General features: G+C 38.2%; 21 protein-coding genes and 3 pseudogenes. 7 read left to right on the top strand and 17 right to left on the bottom strand.

Annotated features, from left to right (window positions below; genetic code table 11):
* A pseudogene (locus CYAN7822_RS38295) lies at nucleotides 1–97 on the bottom strand (IS5/IS1182 family transposase); the annotation flags it as partial.
* A 100-nt stretch (nucleotides 98–197) separates the two neighbouring features.
* Here CYAN7822_RS38295 and CYAN7822_RS32480 point away from each other — a divergent pair.
* The 3 genes and pseudogenes from CYAN7822_RS32480 to CYAN7822_RS37155 all read left to right on the top strand — a co-directional run.
* Nucleotides 198–533, top strand: a pseudogene (locus CYAN7822_RS32480) (NF041680 family putative transposase); the annotation flags it as partial.
* 142 nt (nucleotides 534–675) lie between these two features.
* The gene (locus CYAN7822_RS37160; RefSeq protein WP_083786957.1) at nucleotides 676–1,260 is read left to right on the top strand and encodes a formylglycine-generating enzyme family protein; all 585 of its coding nucleotides are present in this window, start codon (nucleotides 676–678) and stop codon (nucleotides 1,258–1,260) included.
* 204 nt (nucleotides 1,261–1,464) lie between these two features.
* Nucleotides 1,465–2,286, top strand: a complete 822-nt coding sequence (locus tag CYAN7822_RS37155) for an IS5 family transposase (protein ID WP_013335127.1) — start codon at nucleotides 1,465–1,467, stop codon at nucleotides 2,284–2,286.
* 455 nt (nucleotides 2,287–2,741) lie between these two features.
* On the opposite strand, the gene CYAN7822_RS32470 is transcribed toward CYAN7822_RS37155, so the two are convergent.
* Complete coding sequence (locus CYAN7822_RS32470; RefSeq protein ID WP_013335126.1) at nucleotides 2,742–6,350, bottom strand: WD40 domain-containing protein; 3,609 nt, start codon at nucleotides 6,348–6,350, stop codon at nucleotides 2,742–2,744.
* Nucleotides 6,351–6,525: 175 nt separating this feature from the next.
* Between CYAN7822_RS32470 and CYAN7822_RS32465 the strand changes: the two genes are divergently transcribed.
* The 3 genes and pseudogenes from CYAN7822_RS32465 to CYAN7822_RS32450 all read left to right on the top strand — a co-directional run bounded on the left by CYAN7822_RS32465 (nucleotide 6,526) and on the right by CYAN7822_RS32450 (nucleotide 8,551).
* Entirely contained in the window at nucleotides 6,526–7,218 is a 693-nt protein-coding gene (locus CYAN7822_RS32465) for a PEP-CTERM sorting domain-containing protein (RefSeq protein WP_013335125.1), read from the top strand.
* A 277-nt stretch (nucleotides 7,219–7,495) separates the two neighbouring features.
* Nucleotides 7,496–7,783: pseudogene (locus CYAN7822_RS32460) on the top strand (MBL fold metallo-hydrolase); the annotation flags it as partial.
* Nucleotides 7,784–8,278: 495 nt separating this feature from the next.
* The gene (locus CYAN7822_RS32450; RefSeq protein WP_013335123.1) at nucleotides 8,279–8,551 is read left to right on the top strand and encodes a hypothetical protein; all 273 of its coding nucleotides are present in this window, start codon (nucleotides 8,279–8,281) and stop codon (nucleotides 8,549–8,551) included.
* A 622-nt stretch (nucleotides 8,552–9,173) separates the two neighbouring features.
* On the opposite strand, the gene CYAN7822_RS32440 is transcribed toward CYAN7822_RS32450, so the two are convergent.
* The 9 genes from CYAN7822_RS32440 to CYAN7822_RS32405 all read right to left on the bottom strand — a co-directional run bounded on the left by CYAN7822_RS32440 (nucleotide 9,174) and on the right by CYAN7822_RS32405 (nucleotide 13,677).
* A complete protein-coding gene (locus CYAN7822_RS32440) occupies nucleotides 9,174–9,596 on the bottom strand; it encodes a hypothetical protein (RefSeq protein WP_013335121.1) in 423 nt (140 codons plus the stop codon).
* A 56-nt stretch (nucleotides 9,597–9,652) separates the two neighbouring features.
* Nucleotides 9,653–10,150, bottom strand: coding sequence for a class I SAM-dependent methyltransferase (locus tag CYAN7822_RS32435; protein ID WP_342635717.1), 498 nt, complete (start codon nucleotides 10,148–10,150; stop codon nucleotides 9,653–9,655).
* Nucleotides 10,151–10,175: 25 nt separating this feature from the next.
* Nucleotides 10,176–10,328: a hypothetical protein gene (locus CYAN7822_RS40415; protein WP_342635716.1), complete on the bottom strand. Its 153-nt coding sequence runs from the start codon at nucleotides 10,326–10,328 to the stop codon at nucleotides 10,176–10,178.
* A gap of 54 nt (nucleotides 10,329–10,382) precedes the next feature.
* The gene (locus tag CYAN7822_RS32430; RefSeq protein WP_013335120.1) at nucleotides 10,383–10,805 is read right to left on the bottom strand and encodes a hypothetical protein; all 423 of its coding nucleotides are present in this window, start codon (nucleotides 10,803–10,805) and stop codon (nucleotides 10,383–10,385) included.
* 213 nt (nucleotides 10,806–11,018) lie between these two features.
* Nucleotides 11,019–11,627: an LPD29 domain-containing protein gene (locus CYAN7822_RS32425; RefSeq protein WP_013335119.1), complete on the bottom strand. Its 609-nt coding sequence runs from the start codon at nucleotides 11,625–11,627 to the stop codon at nucleotides 11,019–11,021.
* Nucleotides 11,628–11,838: 211 nt separating this feature from the next.
* Nucleotides 11,839–12,045 carry a hypothetical protein gene (locus CYAN7822_RS32420; RefSeq protein ID WP_013335118.1) on the bottom strand — a complete coding sequence of 69 codons (207 nt, stop codon included), beginning with the start codon at nucleotides 12,043–12,045 and terminating at the stop codon, nucleotides 11,839–11,841.
* A gap of 127 nt (nucleotides 12,046–12,172) precedes the next feature.
* Complete coding sequence (locus CYAN7822_RS32415; RefSeq protein ID WP_013335117.1) at nucleotides 12,173–12,697, bottom strand: hypothetical protein; 525 nt, start codon at nucleotides 12,695–12,697, stop codon at nucleotides 12,173–12,175.
* Between the two features lie 81 nt (nucleotides 12,698–12,778).
* Nucleotides 12,779–13,135, bottom strand: a complete 357-nt coding sequence (locus CYAN7822_RS32410) for a hypothetical protein (RefSeq protein WP_013335116.1) — start codon at nucleotides 13,133–13,135, stop codon at nucleotides 12,779–12,781.
* Nucleotides 13,136–13,209: 74 nt separating this feature from the next.
* On the bottom strand, nucleotides 13,210–13,677 hold the full coding sequence (locus CYAN7822_RS32405; protein WP_013335115.1) for a KTSC domain-containing protein: 468 nt from the start codon (nucleotides 13,675–13,677) through the stop codon (nucleotides 13,210–13,212).
* Nucleotides 13,678–13,872: 195 nt separating this feature from the next.
* Between CYAN7822_RS32405 and CYAN7822_RS32400 the strand changes: the two genes are divergently transcribed.
* Nucleotides 13,873–15,174, top strand: a complete 1,302-nt coding sequence (locus CYAN7822_RS32400; RefSeq protein WP_083786959.1) for an IS4 family transposase — start codon at nucleotides 13,873–13,875, stop codon at nucleotides 15,172–15,174.
* Nucleotides 15,175–15,587: 413 nt separating this feature from the next.
* Here CYAN7822_RS32400 and CYAN7822_RS32395 read toward each other — a convergent pair whose 3' ends face one another.
* The 6 genes from CYAN7822_RS32395 to CYAN7822_RS32370 all read right to left on the bottom strand — a co-directional run bounded on the left by CYAN7822_RS32395 (nucleotide 15,588) and on the right by CYAN7822_RS32370 (nucleotide 19,700).
* On the bottom strand, nucleotides 15,588–16,010 hold the full coding sequence (locus tag CYAN7822_RS32395; protein ID WP_013335113.1) for a hypothetical protein: 423 nt from the start codon (nucleotides 16,008–16,010) through the stop codon (nucleotides 15,588–15,590).
* 216 nt (nucleotides 16,011–16,226) lie between these two features.
* A complete protein-coding gene (locus CYAN7822_RS32390; RefSeq protein WP_013335112.1) occupies nucleotides 16,227–16,961 on the bottom strand; it encodes a TIGR04283 family arsenosugar biosynthesis glycosyltransferase in 735 nt (244 codons plus the stop codon).
* A 359-nt stretch (nucleotides 16,962–17,320) separates the two neighbouring features.
* A complete protein-coding gene (locus CYAN7822_RS32385) occupies nucleotides 17,321–17,515 on the bottom strand; it encodes a hypothetical protein (RefSeq protein ID WP_013335111.1) in 195 nt (64 codons plus the stop codon).
* Between the two features lie 57 nt (nucleotides 17,516–17,572).
* A complete protein-coding gene (locus tag CYAN7822_RS35140) occupies nucleotides 17,573–18,034 on the bottom strand; it encodes a LexA family protein (RefSeq protein WP_013335110.1) in 462 nt (153 codons plus the stop codon).
* A gap of 81 nt (nucleotides 18,035–18,115) precedes the next feature.
* Nucleotides 18,116–18,790 (bottom strand): hypothetical protein, encoded by a 675-nt coding sequence (locus tag CYAN7822_RS32375; protein WP_013335109.1) that lies wholly within the window; start codon nucleotides 18,788–18,790, stop codon nucleotides 18,116–18,118.
* A gap of 379 nt (nucleotides 18,791–19,169) precedes the next feature.
* Nucleotides 19,170–19,700 (bottom strand): hypothetical protein, encoded by a 531-nt coding sequence (locus CYAN7822_RS32370; RefSeq protein ID WP_013335108.1) that lies wholly within the window; start codon nucleotides 19,698–19,700, stop codon nucleotides 19,170–19,172.
* Nucleotides 19,701–19,735 lie beyond the last annotated feature (35 nt).

Here is a 19,735-nt window from a genome sequence, read left to right as displayed (position 1 = left end):
TAATATCTGTAGTACGCGGATGTCCCCCGGATTTAGCGGCTGGAATAAGTGGGGCAAGCAATTCCCATTCGGCATCAGATAAATCACTTGGATACAAGCAGATCGCTCCTCACTTTTGATTGCGAACAATTACCCAGATTAGATTAATCGTTTTTGGCCTATTTTTTTCTTGTCTTTAGATTTACTTTATAAACACCCTCTTAATGACAGCCTATTCTACTCCCGATGTAAGGCACGAAGAAAACTGGTTCAAATTAACACTATTGGCTTATGTAAATTTATGGGCGGCTAGAAAATTAGCTGTTGTTTTGCCCCGCCCTTGGGAACAGTATTTAAAAACCAATGAATTAATTAAAATTTCTCCTAGTTTAGTTCAAAGAGATTTTGAGCGAATAATTTCAACATTGGGCACATTTGCCTCTTCTCCCAAACGTCGGGGTTATTCCTCTGGACGTATTAAAGGTTATAAACAAGTCCCACGAACTCGCCATCAAGTTATCAAAAAAAGACAAAAAAATAAACTGAACAAGTAAAAGCGGACTTTCAAATCGCCAAGTAAGCTGTTCTTTTTCCGATTACTCAGCAATTTTTACCGGCTGAGGTAGAGGGAATATTGTCAATTTTATATTAGCGTAATATTTACGCTAATTATTTTTTTCTTTTGTCCAAAGTCCAATCAGTGAGGCCGAATGGGAATATGCTTGCCGAGGAGTCAGGAAACCTCTAGACCTTAAAAAAGGAGAATCCTATCCTCCGTTTCACTTTGGCGAGACGATAACAACAGACTTAGCAAATTATCAAGGGATTGATAACGAAGAATATAAATGGTCAGGTTCTTATGGTAGAGGGCCCAAAGGTATTTATAGAGAACAAACAACGCCAGTAGGTTACTTTGGAGTAGTCAACGGATTCGGACTGTACGATCTGCACGGAAACATCTGGGAATGGTGTGCGGATGATTGGCATAATAACTATGAAGGTGCGCCGTCCGATGGAAGTGCTTGGCTTGATGAAGAGAATTTTTCAACTAGCCAAAATATAGCTAATTATAGCAAAAATAAGGAAAATAAACCATATAAAGTGCTGCGGGGCGGTTACTGGCTCAATCATCCTATTTTCTGCCGTTCCGCGTCTCGCAACAGCACCCTTCCGCGCGGCAACCGCAACATCAGCATCGGTTTTCGGGTGGTATGCGGGTTCGGGAGGACATCAGGGCAATCGCATTTAATTTCCCGAAAGACTGCTACACCTTGGTTTTAGCTGCTTGAATTTGTTTAGAAACTTGGCCAAAAAACGAACACGCAGTGTCGCTTCGCGTTCGCTGCCTCGCCAAGCGAACAGGGAGTGCCGCTTCGAGTTCGCGGGTTAAATTCCTTGAAACTTAATTTTATGTTTAAATAAAAAAATTAGGGCGTGTCTGCAAACTGCTATACTAAGTAAGATTACTTATCTTAAATTATTGGTATGGCAGCGATCGCTAAATATATAAATCCGGAAATTGGAAGAGGAGATTTGACTGACGAGCAATGGAAAAAATTGGAACCCTTACTCCCACCTCAAAAACCTAAAACAGGAAGGCCAGGGCAGTACCACAGGCAGGTAATTAATGGAATACTCTGGATTTTAAGAACGGGTGCGCCTTGGAGGGATTTACCGCCCTGCTATGGAGTTCACAGCACCGTCATTTCGCCGATTTTATCGATGGCGAAAAGCCGGAATTTGGGACGAACTCTTGGCAAAACTGCAAACGATCGCCGATTTGGAGGGAAAGATAGACTCTCGTGTCCACATGGGCGACAGTACAGTAATTCGAGCGCATCAACACGCAGCCGGGGCAAAAGGGGGCAAGAAAATCAAGCATTAGGGCGTAGCGTTGGTGGTTTCTCGACTAAAATTCACATTAGGGCGGAAGGATATGGAAAACCGATGGTTTTTGCCCTCACTTCGGGAGAACGACACGACACTATTGGTTTTGACGACTTGTTTAAAGGAGGAAAGGTAAAACGAATCGGACGAGGGCGGCCTAAAAGCCGGTTCAGATATTTCTTAGGTGATAAAGGTTACAGCAGTCAAGCTATCCGAGAAAAATTACGCCGCCAAAGGATAACTCCCATAATACCACGTAAAAGTAAGGAAAAAAGGCGAGAACGCTTTAATAGAGGTCTGTATCGTGAGCGCAATCGTGTAGAAAGACTAATTAACCGGCTTAAACAATTTCGTCGCATAGCTACAAGATATGAAAAATATGCACACAACTATTTGGCTATGTTGGCGAACACGAAGTGACGCTGCGCGTTCGCCGCGATAACTATCTGGCTGTAATCCAAGTTTGCAGACACGCCCTAATAACCTCCCTCGGTTCTAACCAGCTTGAAAGCTACTTGTAGCGGACTGCAAACATAAACGCTCCGACCTGCAAACAAAGAGCTTTCGGGACAGAATTATTTGCAAATAGAAAGATAACTTGAGCCAGAATTAAGGGTTCTTCTAGACTTATTATGCTAAACTTAAGGTCAAAATTTTTAGCGGCTTAAAATTAAAAAATAAAGCATTTTTACTTGTTTTTTTCTTGAACAAGAATGATAATCATTTTTATTAAAGTTTATTTTTGTGGCGGCTAAAATAAATTTAAAAACTATAGCCATTCATTTTCGATTCGATTCATTTCTGAACAATATTTAGGCAAGAAAAAAATATATCATCCTTGTTTTTCCGAACAGAGATGGCCGATTTTTAACAGCCTAAATTGCGCCTAATTGCCATAATGCCGTTTTTTGCGCTTTTGTGATCCCAGTTGTCTGAGCAATATTCATGTTTTCGTAGAGTAAGGGAGCTTTTAATTCTTTAATCATTGTACGGGTTTCAAGATGCCATAATTGAACAGAAACTTGACCTTGAAGGGTAGTAGCGCAGGTACTTAATAATTGTCCATCTGGGCTAAATTTAGGTAAGGAAAAATAATAAGGAGGGTTTTCTATCTTTTCTTTCTGTTTTCCTGTTTTTAAATCCCATAATATGAGATCCCCTTGACAACTTGCTAAGGTTTTAGCATCGGGACTAATATCAATGGTTAGAATGGGAAAAGGTGGAACGGTTAAAATATGCTGAATTTGAGCCTTTTTTAGAGACCAGACGATAATTTTTCCATCTGTATCGCTACTGGCTAAGATTTGTCCATCCCGACTAAATTTAACACAATAAATCCAATTATCGTGACCTTGTAAAGAATTTAATTGTTGACCCGTTTGAGCATTCCAAAGTTTGATTGTTCTATCAAAACTTGCACTGGCTAAAAATAACCCATCAGGACTAAATTGAACCGAACTGACTGCATTTTCATGTCCTTTTAACGTTAATTGTACTTTTCCTTGAGTAAGGTTCCATAATTTAATGGTGCGATCGCTACTTCCACTGGCTAAAATAGGCTTTTTTGGATGAAAATCAACTGTCCATGTCCAATTATCATGACCGTATAAGGTTTTATAACATTTCCCAGTTTCCGTGTCCCATACTTTAATAGTAGAATCGGTACTAGCAGAAGCAAACCCTTTTCCATCAGGGTTAAAAGAAATTCCAAAAATCCAACCTTCATGACCTTCTAAACTCATGAATGGTCTTTCTTGTTCAATATTCCACCTATTTATAATTTGAGTTCCCCCTCCTGCGACGATTTGATGACCTTGGGGATGCCAACTTGAGCAAAATAGAGTAGGAGAAAAACCTTGCCATATTTTTAGCAAATAAGCTTCAGGAATTCCCCAAAATTTAAACGTTGAATCAAAACCACTACTCGCTAATATAGGTAATTTTGGGTGAAAAGTAACAATATGGATTTGCTCTCGATGACCTTGAATCGTTTTCTGTAATTTTTTACTGTTAACATCCCATAGTTTAATTTTGCCCTCTACATCCCCACTCGCTAGTAAATTTCCGTCAGAATTAAATGCAACTGTCCAAACTTGGTTATTATGTCCCTCAAAAGTGTGAATTAATTTTTTTTTCTCTATATCCCATAATTTTAAAGTGCGATCACTACTTGCACTGATCACTTGTTTTCCATCGCGACTAACATCAACCATTCGGACTTGATCCTCATGTCCGATCAAAGTGTCTAAAAGTTCCCCTGTTTGAACATCCCATAATTTAATCTTTCCTTCTGCTGAACCACTAACCAAGAGATTTCCAAGATAATTAAACTTAATTGTCCAAACTTCTGAGGAATCTTCTAAAATATAAATGATTTTCTTCGTTTTTAAATTCCAGATCCGAATCGTGTGATCGCCGCTTCCACTTGCCAGCAAATTTTGAAGTAAAGCGCAATCAATTGACCAAATTTGACCTTGATGACCTGAAAAAGTGTGTAAAAGTTCTCCTGTCTGTGCTGATGTGACTCTTAATAAACCATCTAACCCTCCACTAATGAGTTTACTATCATTTTCTATAAAACAAAGGGAAACAATGTGACCTTGATGGTGCTGACTCGTACAGATTAACTGATCTTGTTCAGTTTTCCAGACTCGTAAACACCCATTTGATTCACCTGAAGCGATATATTGACCGTTTTTACTGAAAGCAAGAGCTAAAACTGGGAAAAGTTGCTGAGTAAAGCTAGATTTAATAAAATGTACTTTTTGAAAGTTAACATTCGCTAAATTAAGGTTGCGAAGATCCGCTTGACGAATGGTTAACCCCGAAAAATCATATCCTGTCAAATTAGCATTAATTTGATGCAACAAATTGATTAAATTGCCTGTAATATATCCTTCTCTCAGATGAGAATACTGATTATGATCGGATTTTGTTAACTCTAAAAGATTTTTAATAGAAGTTTGAATGTTCTCTTTAGAATAAAGATGAGATGAAAGTCTATCTAGTAAGGGAGTAATGATCAAACGAATTTGAGTTTCTTTGAGGTATTCTTTAATCTCTGTTTTTAATAAAGAGTATTGATTGATAAGATTTGGCTGATTTTGTAAGATTTCATTGGTTAATTGTTCAATTAAGGTATCTGTAATATATTCCATGACAACAGGCTGTTGGGTGTAGCTTCCTCCTCGTTTTTCGATTAAAGATCGCCAACTTAGGGTTTCTAACGCTTCTAATAGCTTACTTTTAGTCACTGGGGGAATGATATCCTCTTGTAATTCTTTAATACTTGTCCAATCTCTATTTATTGCTAACCATCTCATGATGTTTTTTTCGAGAGGAGAGAGACGGTTAAACTGTTGTTGTAATAAGCGTCGAATTCCGTGAAAAATAAAGGTTTCTTCCCGCAAAAAAGCTTCTATTTCCCCATCAAATAAGTCTTGAATAGAGGTTGAGACAATCTTTAACGCTAAAGGATTTCCGCTATAAGCTTGAATAAGTTGCTTTTGTGCCGATTGTGACCCAAATAAACCTTGATTTTTTAATAAAGCTTCCCCTTGTTCTCCTATTCCCGTTAAGAAAAGGGAACGGTTGGTTAATTCTAATCCTTCTAAGGATGCAAAGATAGCAGGTTTTTCGCGACTGGTGATCAACAGACAACTTTGATGGGAAATAGTCCCTATTTTCTCTAATAACTCACTATAATCCTGATATTTAGCCAAAAATTGACCGCCATGATGAGGATCAAGTAAGGTTTCCCAATTGTCTAAAATGATGAGACAACGAGAAGATTTCAAATAATGCAATATATCAAATAAATTTCCGTTAATTTCTTGCTGTTGCGATAAAAAAGAGACAATTTCTTTTAATAATGCGCTTAAATCCGGAGCGCTACGCAGCGATCGCCAAAAAACAAAATCAAAGTGAGATTCCAAATTTTGCGCTAATTTAACGGATAAGGTCGTTTTTCCCATCCCTCCCATTCCTAAGATAGCCACTAGACGACAATGATCTTGAATGATCCATTGTGTTAATAGTGTAATCTCTTGACTTCTGCCATAAAAGACAGAGACATCAATTGCTTCTCCCCATGAAACCTGATTTTGTTCTATTTTAGGAGTATTAACTATTTTATGTTCCCCTTGTCGATAATTTGCTAATTGGATCGGGATATGACTCCAATCTTTAATCGGTTGGTTAGTTAGACTTTCTAGATAACGGTAGAGACTTCTAGATAAATCGACTCTTAATCCTTTTGGTTCGCGATTTAGGATATTAGCGATATCTGAAGGACTCTTTTGGCATAAAAAACCTCTTAGACAAGCTTTTTCGAGAGGGGTAAGTTTAGCTCGTCGATGAGGAAAATGAAGCTGTTTGATAGCGGTTAAATCAGTATAGAGACGTTCTAACTGCCATTGGTTAGCTGCATCAAGGAATTTATCAGCAAACCCATCTGTTGAGGACGATGAGCGCAATTTGGGCATATAGGCTTAAACAAAGCGTAGGGTAATAAAACTTAACCATAATCCTAACGCAAAATCCTAACGTTGATCCTAACGGTGTTAGGAGATAACAACTTTTGTTGTCTTTAAGCTGAAGTTAATTAATTTTCTCAGACATTAACTTTTAAGTCATTCTTACGGAAAACGAGTAGTGTTTATGAAATTATCGTTATTCGCTATTACCACCGCCACCCTGACCTTGGGAATAATGGGTATTGCACAAGCAGGAACCATTGTTGTTCCGAACTTTGTTTCTACCACCTTATCAACAAATCCTTCCGCCGGTGTAGCCCTTAATAACATTATCAACCAATCAGGCTTATCTGTTGGTTATACAGCAGGGGCTGATTTCGATGCCTATTTAGCCAGTAATCCCACTCATAAGGGTGGATCAGCAACTAGTTTTTTCACAGGTACTGGATCAATAAAAGGTTCAATCACCTTTGATTTTGGTACAGCCACCACCTTAGAAAGTCTTGCTATCTGGAACATATCTGGGATACTTGCGCCCCAAGGGGTCAGTTTAAGGGACTTCTCCTTACAAGCCTCATCCACATCAGATTTTAGCAGTCCGATCACTTTAGGTTCATTTACAGTACCTCGACCAACAGCCGACCCAACGCCTAATAATGGGGTGTTTACTTTTACCCCAACCACTGCTCGATTTTTCCGTTTAAATACTCTAACTAACTATGGAAGTTCTATAGTAGGTTTAGGAGAGATCGTTTTTGAACAATCTCAAGATATTCGCTCTATTCCTGAACCTTTAACTTTATTGGGTGTGGGAACAGCCGTAGGGTTTAGTACATTGTTTAAACAAACAAGAAATAAAATGCAAAAACATCGATGAAAAAACTCATCAACCATCCTAGGGTGTTGAAAATGCTCTAAAACTCAGATCTTGCACCTCATGTTCAAACCCCGATTTTTAGTCAAACAATAACAAAGTTAATAGGGTTTCAGGGATCTAAAAATCGGGGTTTTTGGCTTTTTGATACTGGTGCAAGATCTGAGGTAAACAAAACTTTTATGCCAATATAAAAACCAATCATTTCCATACTTTTTTTAAGTGATCGCAAATGCTCTCAAACCCCCTATAATATTAAGAGCAAAGTTCCCAATCGATTATGAAATCCCTACACCGCCCCGACCTTTATAGCTGGTCATTCTTTGACACTGAACGGAACATTGATTGTAACAGCATCGCCTGGATTCGCCCGGAAGGAAATGTCCTCATCGATCCTCTTCCCCTCTCAACCCACGATTTAAATCACCTCAATTCCCTCGGTGGTGCGGCATGGATTGTCATTACTAACTCTGACCATATCCGAGCGGCGGCTGAAATCGCCGCTTTAACCGGAGCCAAAGTAGCAGCCCCAATGGGAGAAAAAGAAACTTTTCCTATCCCAAGTGACCACTGTTGATGAAAAAAGGATACGGACGCTCAAATGATTGTCCGTGCAGAGCTTGCCCTGAGCAACAGCTCAGGGACGGGGCGTTTTTAAAGGGAGGACTCGGATGCAGAACAAGTTCTGCATCATTTGAGAGTCTGTTCGGAACTTGTTCCGACCACAGCAAGAGCGACAATCCGCGTCCTCAACTTTTGAGCCGCGCTCCCTTCCCACCAGAGACAATTTTGTATCTAGATGAACATTTTTCCCCACGAGGCCGAAAGAGCCTAGATGCGTTTGCCCTGGGATGGGGTACGTTTAAAGCTATTAATGTCATTAAAAAAAGATAAATGAGAATAAATCTTCAATCGAGTGCGCCGAGATTTTTTCGATTGGCGATTAATTAACTATTTTTCAATAATTCTTACGTCAAATAAAGAATTAAAAAAAAAGGCAGATATAAACACTCTTTGTTAAAATATATAAAAAGCTATAAATAAATATAAATAACCTAAATTTATGACAGAGCTTGAACAGACCATTTTAAGCAAACTTCGTCAACTATCTGTAGAAAAACAACAAGAAGTATTACATTTTCTAGATTTCCTTCAACAAGGTTTAAAGACACCACCAACAGAAGAAGAAAGCCAAATAGTTAATGAAATTATCGCTCTTAGTTTAAAACGAGCAATGGTTACACCTTCTAAATCAACTCAGGAAATCTGGGATGAGTTTGAGCGAGTCAAAAATAAAATTGCCGTCGAATATGAGCAACTTAACCAGAATCAATAATAACATTTTTTCAAATGCTCAAAGTTATATTAGATGGGTCATTGGTTGAAATGCTTTCAACTGTTGCTACATAAGTTACATACCTACAACCGAACTATCTCCAAGTACATTGATAAGATTGTGTTGGAGTCAGAAATACTAACTACTGTATCTGTAATGACACTCTTCTCTTGCCGTATTGATAGGTATTAATATTGAAGGTTAATGGTAGCCCAGAATGCCAGCTTGAGACATGATGATTCCATCGCTATCTTTACGGCTGCGATCTTTCTTAGCAATCATAGTCGAGCGATCGAGGATGGCCAGTAATTTTTTCTCTCAACATGGGAATAATAAAAATGTCCTTAAGAATAGAAAAAAGTTGATCAAAATCTGCATCATCAAAGCCACGCCAGGGCCTGATACTAAAACGCTGATACTGAAATTACTGCGACAACACCCCTTCGGGATGACAGTCACCGAAATTAGTCAAGCCCTTAACCGTCCCGTGTCAATGGTTAATATTTGTTTGAGAGAGCTTCATTCATTAAAAGAGATTTCTCCACAAGCTGACAAAAGACGGTGGAGTGTTTATGCTGTTTCAAGAAAAAGGGAGAAGTAATTATCCTGATTCGGCTCTTTTTTACTCATAACTCAGCAAAAAATCCACGTAATCCGACGATAAACCCTCAATATCAAATCTCAAATCGCTATCAACATCCCAAAATTCCTCATCGCCAAACTCTTGAAACCCATCCAGTAAAAAATCAGCTTTGATTTCATTTAATGGGTTGCCTCCTCCAGTTGCCACAGCAATTGGTACGGATGCCGGTGGTGTAACTGAGCTAGATGCCGCTTCTTCAGAGAGCTTGGCTTCAAAGTCTGGAGGGAGTTTGATTGTAGAGAGGTCTAATTCATCTGAGTCTATTTCTGGGGTGCTATCGCTATCTGTTGGGGTTTTTTCACCTGTGCTAGAACCACTAAGAGATGATGTGTCGGTTGGTGTGGATGTGGGGTTGGCCGCAGTTGATCGTTTGCGGATTATTCTAATAGGGGAGTTGGTCATTAAAAACTGTTTTTAAAAAACGTGGTTGCTTCTTTATTGTAATGAAAGAGCTACCACTACGGCGTTGGGCTTGATAATCGCCCAGAAAACAGGGCCACACAGCCGATGACTTCTATAGATATATCTTCAAAATGCTTGGCCATTGCCTTTTGTAAACCCTCAAGGTCGTCATTTTGATTGGAAAAAATACCCCTGTTATTATATTTATCCATTAACCACTTTGCCAACCGGGATCGCGCTACACCATCATATAAAATAGTTGAACCGTAAATAACGGCTGACTGATTCATCAATGCTTTGAGGTGAGCCAATACTACCGATTTCGATTCTATAGAACCCGGAAGGCAATGAAGCAGGTAATTGATGGCCACCGAATCAAACTTTTCGGCATTTATATGAATCGGCTCTAAAACATTGCGCCGATAAATTTCAGGTTTATATCGCGCAATTCGCCTTTGAGCGAACTCCAAACTATTCTCGTTGAGGTCCATCAAGGCTATGCGTGGCTCGGCACACGGGAACTGACATCGAGCCAGGAAATATCCCGTGCCCACTCCAACGTCTAGATGATTGGCGCTCTTATGTTTGTTGTAATGTTCTAGCAGTCGGCGGGTAGGACATTTCCAGATGAACTGATTCGACAAGCCAAGCACTCCGTTCGTCATAGACAGCAAGAGTCCCCTTGGTATAAATAGCCTGTCCGGCTTCAACTTGCTCAGGTGTAATACTCATGACTACCTTCGCATTTATAATTAGAGATGATGGTAATGATTATTTTAGCCCTAACTACTCATAACTGAGCAAGAAATCCACGTAATCCGAGGACAAACTCCCAATATCAAACCTCAAATCGCTATCGGCATCCCAGAATTCTTCGTCCCCAAATTCCTGATACTCATCCAATAAAAAATCAGCTTTAATCTCATTTAAGGGGTTGCCCCCTCCATAAACAACAGCAATTGGTACGGATGCCGGTGGTGCAACTGTGTTAGCTGCCCTTTCTGCTTCGAGCTTGGCTTCAAAGTCGGGAGGGAGTTTGATTGTGGAGAGGTCTAATTCATCTGAGTCTATTTCTGGGATGCTATCGTTATCTGTTAAGATTTCAACACCGGTGTCTGAACCAGTAACAGATGATGTGTCGGTTGGTGTGGGCGTGGGGTCACTAGCAGAAGATCGTTTACGGATTATTCTTATGGGAGTGTTGGTCATTAAAAACTGTTTTTAAAAAACGTGGTTGCTTATTTATTGTAAATGCTTTAGAACAAGAATGGTGTCATTTTTAACCCGGATAAGGGAAGTAGTCATTACTTCCCCTAATGGTTGTAATATTGAGCGGGCAGCAATAATAACGGCTGATAGCTTCCTACAAGTAAAAGTCAACTAAACCCATAAACAAATCTCAAGTTATAATAATACTTGTACTTAATTACGTACAATAGAGGCCGGTTCTGAATCGACTACAGGAAATAGAATAAGGTTAGATTTAATTTCAAGTGCCTCAACCGCTTCAGAAGTTTGAGCTTCATCCGTTTTAGGTTCAGTCGCTAGTTCTTCTATCGATTGATTTAAACTTTGCAAAGTGTTCTGTCTGGCCAGTCGGGTGATTTGAGAGGCGGCTAACTCTCCATTGATGACAATGGTTTCAATCTCTACGCGATTTTCGTTTACCGTAATATTAACTTCACAGTTATATTTTTTGGTAAAATACTCGTGCGCTTTTAAATAAAGCTCACTGCTTTCTTTGCGATCGGTAAAAACATATTCTAAATATGTAGAAACCATTTTTCCTCTAAATTTCACTGGCTCATACAGGCGGGTGTCGTCGGCGTAATTGTTTTTAATACCCAAGTATTTTTTGGCTATTGGTAACACTTCCTTTTGAGTTGGGCCATCAGTCCACGCGATCGTAATTTTATCGAGAGTAGATTTTACGGAAAATTTAACGCCTTGAAAGGCTTGGGACAGTTCTAGTTTAACTTCTTTGGCTATTTCTTTAACTTCGACGCGAGGCGGATTATTTGATAGCTGCATTTTTTTCTCCTTATGTATCTATGTATCGATTAGGGGAAGAAGTTCAAGTTATTTATTAGAAAAAATTTGGAGCCAAATTTAATCTTTTTTGTTTCCCATGCTGTAGCAGATTAAGATTACCTTTAAATTTTAATGAGGTTGATGGAGTGAAGAACTTAACCTCAGCTAATCATTGATATAGCTCAAAGAAATTCAAAAGTCAATAGATAGGTTAAATCAATTCAGATTCAATTTCTTTTAACAAGTTGAGTAGAGTTTTTTGAGCTTCTATTCCACATTGCTCATCACTTAAATGGGGCATCTCAGTTTTAATTTTAAGAGCCAGCATCGTCGCTAACTTTTGGGTAAAAGGAAGTAACTGTTTTTGTCCGGCTGCCTCAATGAATAATTGTTTTAAAATTGCATCTGTTGTGGTCATGGCTTAATCCTCCTGTTTCTGAAATAAAGGTTTTAACCGAGTCTAATTAAAATGTCAAGAGAAAGCTAGATAAATTTTTTATTAATTTCTAACTATTCCTGTCAGAATAGTTAGAAATCAATAAACTCTAAAAACTCTGGTTCTCTAAATAGTCAATGACCAATTCATTTAAAGAATGGTAATTGATTTCTCTCAAACTTTCAATAAGCCCAAGTCGGGCAGTTCTATCCCAAGTCGCAGGATATTCTACACCCCCTTGCCATTGGGCAAATTCTACAATTTTTTCGTATCGATCTAGGGATATAGTTTCGTGATTTGGATAGGCTTGTTGATATAATTCAGTTGGGTTTAAATTGAAATAATCACAGAAATTCTTAAACAGTGCCACTACAGGAGATGTTATCGAACCGTCGCAAGCTTGTCCCGGCGTATAGGGGCGCTTACTAAAAATAGCTTTTTTAGTGTACCTTAAAATTTGCTTAACGGATGGTTTTTTTTTGTAGCGTCTTACTAAATGATGAATGCCTCCTGCCACTTTGAAGAAAGCTTCAACAAGATAATTCTCGTTACTAAATACCGGTTGTGTATCTAGACCTATCCAAACATCATAATCTGAGGTTCGTTCAGTTAAAATTACTTTAAATCTGTCCATAATTTTCTATCAATTTTTTAGGTGAGGGGACAGGGTGAGTAGCACATACCCAACCCGTTAATATTTTTTGACGAAGGGAAATTAAGAGCCAAACCGCGCTAAATGTGCAGCTTCTTCTTTTTCAGTAAAAAATAAGTACAAGCCTGTTTGTTGAGTGAAAGTAGGAACAAGCTGGTCACAATAAACATTTTTTACTTGAACGGTAGCACTTTCGACTAATTCGGGTATCCCGTTACGCCTGGTTATTTTCTGAAAACTGAGATCGTAGAGGTCTAAAGAATTTAAAGAAATTGTACAGCAGTTAAACCGAGAAGAACCTTTAAATTTAAATGTTAATGTTTGCTCAGAACTAACAAAATCATAAGCACCAATGAAAGCTTTAAGACGGGGATAGCCTCCAAGCTGATCTAAGAGTTGGGTGACAAAAGTATTAGTCATTGAAATTATCTCCGTATGAGGGAATGGGATTATTAGGGGAGAGGAGATTACAGGCTATCTCCTCTAACACATTTTTAAGAAATTTTTTCGTAGGTGTAATTGGGTTTAATTTCTCTGTTTAAAAATTGTCCAACTGAATCAGCTTTGATTAGAGACGCAAAATTGAAGAAGGGAACATCAAAGTAACGATATCTTGACCCATTCTTAAACTCTATTTGCAATACCCTTAATGAAGATTCATAACCGATAGCTTCTATATTCGAGCTACCGCTACAGCGCAAGGTATCTGTAGGAATCATGGTAATATTTTCTAATAGTTCAGCATCGGTTAAAGCGGGAGTGGGTTCAACAGTTATTTGTTGCCCTGCTGCGAGTTGAGCTATTAATTTAATTCCTTCCAATGCTTGTGGTGGGGCGGGTACGTCTTTTATTTCCAGCGTTCCATCGGGTTTGGAAATTAGTACCTGTAACTTACCCAAAGGTGCGTTTCCGTCGTGTCCGATCGCTTTGATATTGCTTAAGTCTAGTTGATATAGCTGCATAGTAAATAACTCCTCTTTATTCATTCGTGACAACTTAAGAAAATCAAGCAGATGTCAAGAGAAGTTTTTAGGTGATTAAGGGCGGATGGGAAAGATAAAGCGCACTTTGCCTTAAAATAAGAGAAGATAAACCATGATTAACTTTGAATGAGTCGAAAAACCAACCGCGACCACGCCAAAAGACAACAACGCCCTATGATGGAAGATAAGACAGTTTCAGCCCAAATAGCCGCTTTATTAACTCCAGCACTGGAAAAACAGAAAAAATATTGTCGTCAACTCGGTTTGCGAGACAGAATATTGACCCTTCCCCTGATGGTTGCGGCTGTACTAACGATGTTGTGGAGAGATGTGGCAGGAGTGAGAGAATTAACTAGAATATTAGCTAGGGAAGGTTTTTTATGGTGTGACCGTTTACAAGTTTCTCAGCAAGCTTTATCGAAAAGATTTCTCACTTTTCCGTCTGATTTATTTGAAAAGGTTTTTAAGGAAATACTACCATTATTGGCGGAAAAATGGCAAACGAGAAATCATCGACCACTGCCTGAAAGTGTACAATTTAGTTTAACAAGATTTGAAAAAATTTGGATAGCTGATAGTTCTACTCTTGAAGCTTTATTTAAAAAACTGAAAAGTCTTGAGGATGTACCAAAAGGTCAATTGGCGGGAAAAATTGGAGTAGTTATAGATTTAGTGACTAGACTACCCATAGAAATTTGGTTTAAAGCAAACCCGAAAACAAATGATACAAAGTTTGAAGAAGATTTATTTAAAATAGTAGAAAAATCGACATTGTTATTATTAGATAGAGGCTTTTATCATTTTTCTTTTTGGCTTCAACTAATTGACAAAAAAATTCATTTTATAAGTCGGATAAAAAAAGGTGCAGCTATAAAAGTAGAGGAAGTTTTTACAGAGAGTTATTCTCTTCGGGACCGTAAGATAAGATTGGGTTCTGGAACAAAAATAACTCCTTATATAATCCTCCGTTTGGTCGAAGTTAAGTCAGGAAAAGCTTGGCATTCTTACTTAACCTCAGTTTTAGAACCCGATATTTTACCCCCTTACGTTGTAGCGGATTTATATCGAAAAAGATGGCGGATTGAAGAAGAATTTAACATTGTTAAACGTCTTTTAGGTTTGAGTTATTTATGGGTTGGTTCTATCAATGGAGTCAAATTACAGATATGGGGGACTTGGCTATTTTATGCCATTTTAATTGATTTGGGAGATGCCGTAGCCGATGAACTTTCATTTCCATTTGACTGCATTTCTTTAGAAATGGTTTATCGAGGTCTCTATCATTTTGGAGTAGCGAATCAAAAAGGCAAAGCAAAAGACCCCGTGAAGTATTTTGCGGCTCCTGAGAACAAAGATTTAGGAATTGTGAAACAGCTACGAAAAAATAACACTAAATTAATTGTAGCACCTTTTCCGGAAGAACAACGGAATACTCCTGAGTTTTTCTTTTCGGCTAAATCTCTGACGTATAGCTAAGAATCTTGAGGTAGTTTTTGAAAAAAAACTGGTAAAAATCAATAGTAATCAACAGGAATAATGAAAAATACTCCTGTTGCTCATAGATATAAAAAAGATAACTTTAGTTAGCGTAAATTTTACGCTAACTAATTTCTAGCTTAATTTCTTCCATTTTTTACTGATTAGGAAAACTAAACTTGTTTTTAAACTCTCTTGACATCTGGCTTACAGCCTTAAGTTGTCACGAATGCTTCGGGATGACAGTTACGGAAATTAGTCAAGCCCTTAACCGTCCCGTGTCAATGGTTAATATTTGTTTGAGAGAGCTTCATTCATTAAAAGAGATTTCTCCACAAGCTGACAAAAGACGGTGGAGTGTTTATGCTGTTTCAAGAAAAAGGGAGAAGTAATTATCCTGATTCGGCTCTTTTTTACTCATAACTGAGCAGAAAATCTACATAATCCGACGATAAAGTTGCCAAATCCCACCTCAAATCGCTATCAACATCCCAAAATTCCTCATCGCCAAACTCTTGAAACCCATCCAGTAAAAAATCAGCTTTGATCTCATTTAACGGGTTGCCCCCTCCATGAACAACAGCAATTGGCACGGATGCCGGTGGTGTAAAGGAGTTGGCTGCCCTTTCCGCTTCGAGCTTGGCTTCAAAGTCTGGAGGGAGTTTAATTGTAGAGAGGTCTAATTCATCGGAGTCGGGAAGATTTTTCGGCTCGTCACCTGTTGTAAATTGTTCACCAGTAGTATTTCCTTGTGAGGATAATGCTTCTGTTTGAGATGGTGAAGAGTCCGTTACAGAGCTTTGCTTTTTAATTAATCGTACAGGGGGGTTAGTCATTAAAAACTGTTTTTGTTGATCCCATAACAAGTGTAATTTTTATTGTAATGCGTTCTGGGTAAAGCCGAGATCAGTGCAAAATTGAATAGGATGTCCAATACAAAAAGCGCAAATCCTGTCTGCCCAACTTAGCAGGTAATTTAGGCGGCTTGAGTAATATCAGGATCTTATAGAGCCTTTTGGGGGCTTCAAATAGCTATCCCAAAAAATCTTTAACTACCGGACATTTTCGTAAAATTTCTTCAGATAAATAGCCGGCACTCCTAATCCCCAAAGAACACCAATCCCAAGATAAATCACATTAGCTTTCAAGAAGCCCCACTTAGCTATACGACGATCACAAGTCTCTACAAAACGATTGATTTGACGGATTTTCCCAAATTGAAGCATCTTTATACATAAATCAGCATCCTCCATTATGGGTAACTCAGCATTAAAGCCACCACAGGCCAAAAACTGAACACGGCGGCAAAACATGGTTTGATCGCCAAATAAGAGTCGGAATCGTTTAAGAAAAAATAACTGAGGTCGAAATACTAAAGGTATGTAGTAAGTTTTTAAAGCACTGTGCAGCAAAAACCACCAGCGAATTCTTGTCGTACCTCGAATAACGGGGATAAAGGCAGCACAAGCCACCGTCGGCTCGGCTAAAGTCCTGTTGACGAGCGTTACCAAATCATCCATCACCAGGGTATCAGCATGAAGGAAACAGAGATATTCTCCCATAGCCTGACTGGCTCCTGTATTCATCTGAATCGCGCGACTGGATTTTGACGATCTGATCACACAGGCTCCGGCTTTTTGAGCAATATTAACGGTTTCGTCAGAACTTCCCCTATCAACCACCACAATTTCCAAGGCAGGCGGCTCAAGAATGCTCAGACAACGCAAGGTACGTTCAATTACGGTAGCTTCATTTAAAGTCGGGATAATAATCGATACAGAAGGCATATAAACTTAAACATGATATTTTAAGGCTTATAATTGTATTATTACAATACTGCATGGCAGAGCTAGGGAAGGGTAGTGGTGGTGGCGCGTGAGTTAGCTGCTTTTTCTTTTTCGAGTAAGACCTTTAAATCATCGGGAAGAAAGAGTGGTTACTACTTTTTCCCCTATACATTTTAATATTCATCAGGCAACATCAACAACGGCTGAGAGTTTTTAACCTACTATTCTAGGCTGTACCCATAAACAAATCTAGGCTAGTGAGAAATCGGCTTGGAACGATGAAAGGATATTGTACACCTCATTGATTAATACTGTAACTGAAAAACACAAGGGTGTCAAAATGCTCTTTAACGGTTTTCTTATTTAATTTCTTTTAATAACTCTAATAGAATTTGTTTGGCGTTTTCCCCACATTCTACATCAGTTAAATGGGGCATCTCAGTTTTTATTTTAAGAGCCAGCATCGTCGCTAACTTTTCGGTGAAAGGAAGTAATTGTTTTTCGGCTGCTGCCTGAATCAATAATTGTTTGAAAACTGCGTCTGTTGTCGTCATAACTTAATTCTCCTCTGCGTCGAAAATAAAAGTGTAATGAATTCGTCCAAATTCTATTTATTTTAAAACTGTAATAGAACGCCGTTTATTATCAAGCCAATCAATGTAGCCGCTTTTTTTCAGCCGCCGTAATTGCTTTTGTACAGTATTGCTCGATTTAATTTTTAATCCTTCCATTAATTCTTTAATAGTTGGCGATTGTTGGTGTTCAGCTATATAGTTCCTAATAAAAAAATATAAAGAATAGTCTTTCTCATCAACATCTTTCCAAAAATCATTAGGAATAGGAGGGCATTTGGGTGGGGATTGTCCAACAATGATAATATTTCTTTTTCCGCCTTGTTCCCAATCGATATACCCTTTGAGCTTGAGAATCCTCAAATGTTCTTTGATGGTGGAAACGTGCTTTTCAAGTTTTTGTGCTATTTCTTGGCGACTTGGAGAATGCTGATATTTATCGATGTATTCAACCAGGAATTGATAAACTTCGGTTTGCTGTGGATATAATTTGTTTTTCATTTTTCTTTAAAGAAATTTACTGATCTTAAAATTGAAGTCGGGGGAAATAATTGTTACTTCCCCTATAGCTTCGATTTCTTTTTAGGTTTCCCTCTCGAAGATAGGTTTAATTTGTGTCAGATGAAAACGCACTTCACCAAAAATGCCCTCAAGTAATGTGAATAAGAGTGCTATCTGAAGATAATCTGTCCGGCTGTGCAAATAATCCATCCCTTCTTGAATCAATGTTTCTATAGGAAAGATAACTTTTTGGCTCCAAGAGGACTCCCAACCAAAATTTTTATTAACACTCATCATTTTTTGAGCTATCGCCAACGCCTGTTTGGCCGGATAAGTAAGTTGTCCTAGCTCTTTTTTACTCAAGAGGGTTTGAATCGATTCTAAGGATTTAATTAAGCTTTCGAGCAAACATTGATAGGGAGTATCATCTATTACTTGCATGAGCAAGTTATAAGGATAATAGGGATTAATAAAGCCAGCCAAATTTCCTTGATAAATTGTAGTAGTGATGGCTTTTTCTTCATGGTCTTCCCCGTCAACCGATTCGGCTAAAAGAAAAACTTTTTGCTCACAATTAACTGTGTAGCGGTATTCCGTATCACCATGACTATCATGGCAACCGGTTATTTCCGCTTCGGGATTAGCCCTTAAAAATTTATCGGCTAATGAACCTCTTTGATGATCTAAAAGAAGCATCTGTAAAAAGTAATGTGCTGCTCCTTCTAAGTATCCATCCGAATGAATATAAAAAGTCACGGTATAGTCTTCAGGGCAAACGCATCTAATTTTTTAAAAGTAGCCGGGATAAAGGGTTTAGCACTCACGGAGCATTTGTACTGAAATCAGGGAATCTTGACCCCATCAGGGATCTCAGATTTAGATGCGTTTGCCCTGGTATAGTCTTCGGTTATAAATGCGTAGGTGGCACGAGTTGACATAATATTTACTCCCTTTTGTAGCGATTTGAGTGAAAGAAAAAGATTAAGTTTTGAAAAAATTTAAGAAGTCGTTGTAGAGAAAAATCTACTTCTTTTTAACTAAGATTTTAACCGGCTTCAAATAAAATTTGAACAGAAAAGCTAAATATCTTTTGGCTTTAGTTCTTTTCATTTTTGCCAGAATAGTTAGAAATAAATCAACTCCAAAAACTCCCGTTGTCTAAATATTCGATCACCAACTCATTTAAGGAATGGTAATTAATTTCTCTCAAACTTTCAATAAGTCCAAAAATCGCAGTTTTATCCCAAGTCGTAGGATATTCTACACCGCCTTGCCATTGGGCAAATTCTACAACTTGTTTGTATTGGTCAATAGATATAGGTTCGTCCGTTGGATAAGCTTGTTGATATAATTTAGTTGGGTTTAAACTGAAATAATCGCAGAAATTCTTAAACAGTGCCAATACAGAAGTTGTAATAGAACCATCGCAAGCTTGTCCTGGAGTATAGGGACGCTTACTAAAAATAGCTTTTTTAGCGTCGCTTAAAATTTGCTTAATGGATGGTTTTTTTTCGTAACGTCTTACTAAATGATGAATGCCTCCTGTCAATTTTAAGAAAGCTTCAACGAGATAATTGTTGTTACTAAATACCGGTTGTGTATCTAGACCTATCCAGATATCATAATCTGAGGTTCGTTCGGTTAAAAGTGTTTTAAATCTGTCCATAATTTTCTATCAATTTTTCAGGTGAGGGGACAGGG

The sequence above is a fragment of the Gloeothece verrucosa PCC 7822 genome (assembly GCF_000147335.1).
In the GTDB taxonomy this organism is placed as follows: domain Bacteria; phylum Cyanobacteriota; class Cyanobacteriia; order Cyanobacteriales; family Microcystaceae; genus Gloeothece; species Gloeothece verrucosa.
The sequence above is the reverse complement of the archived record's forward strand: the minus strand, read 5'-3'. Positions and strand labels throughout refer to the sequence as shown.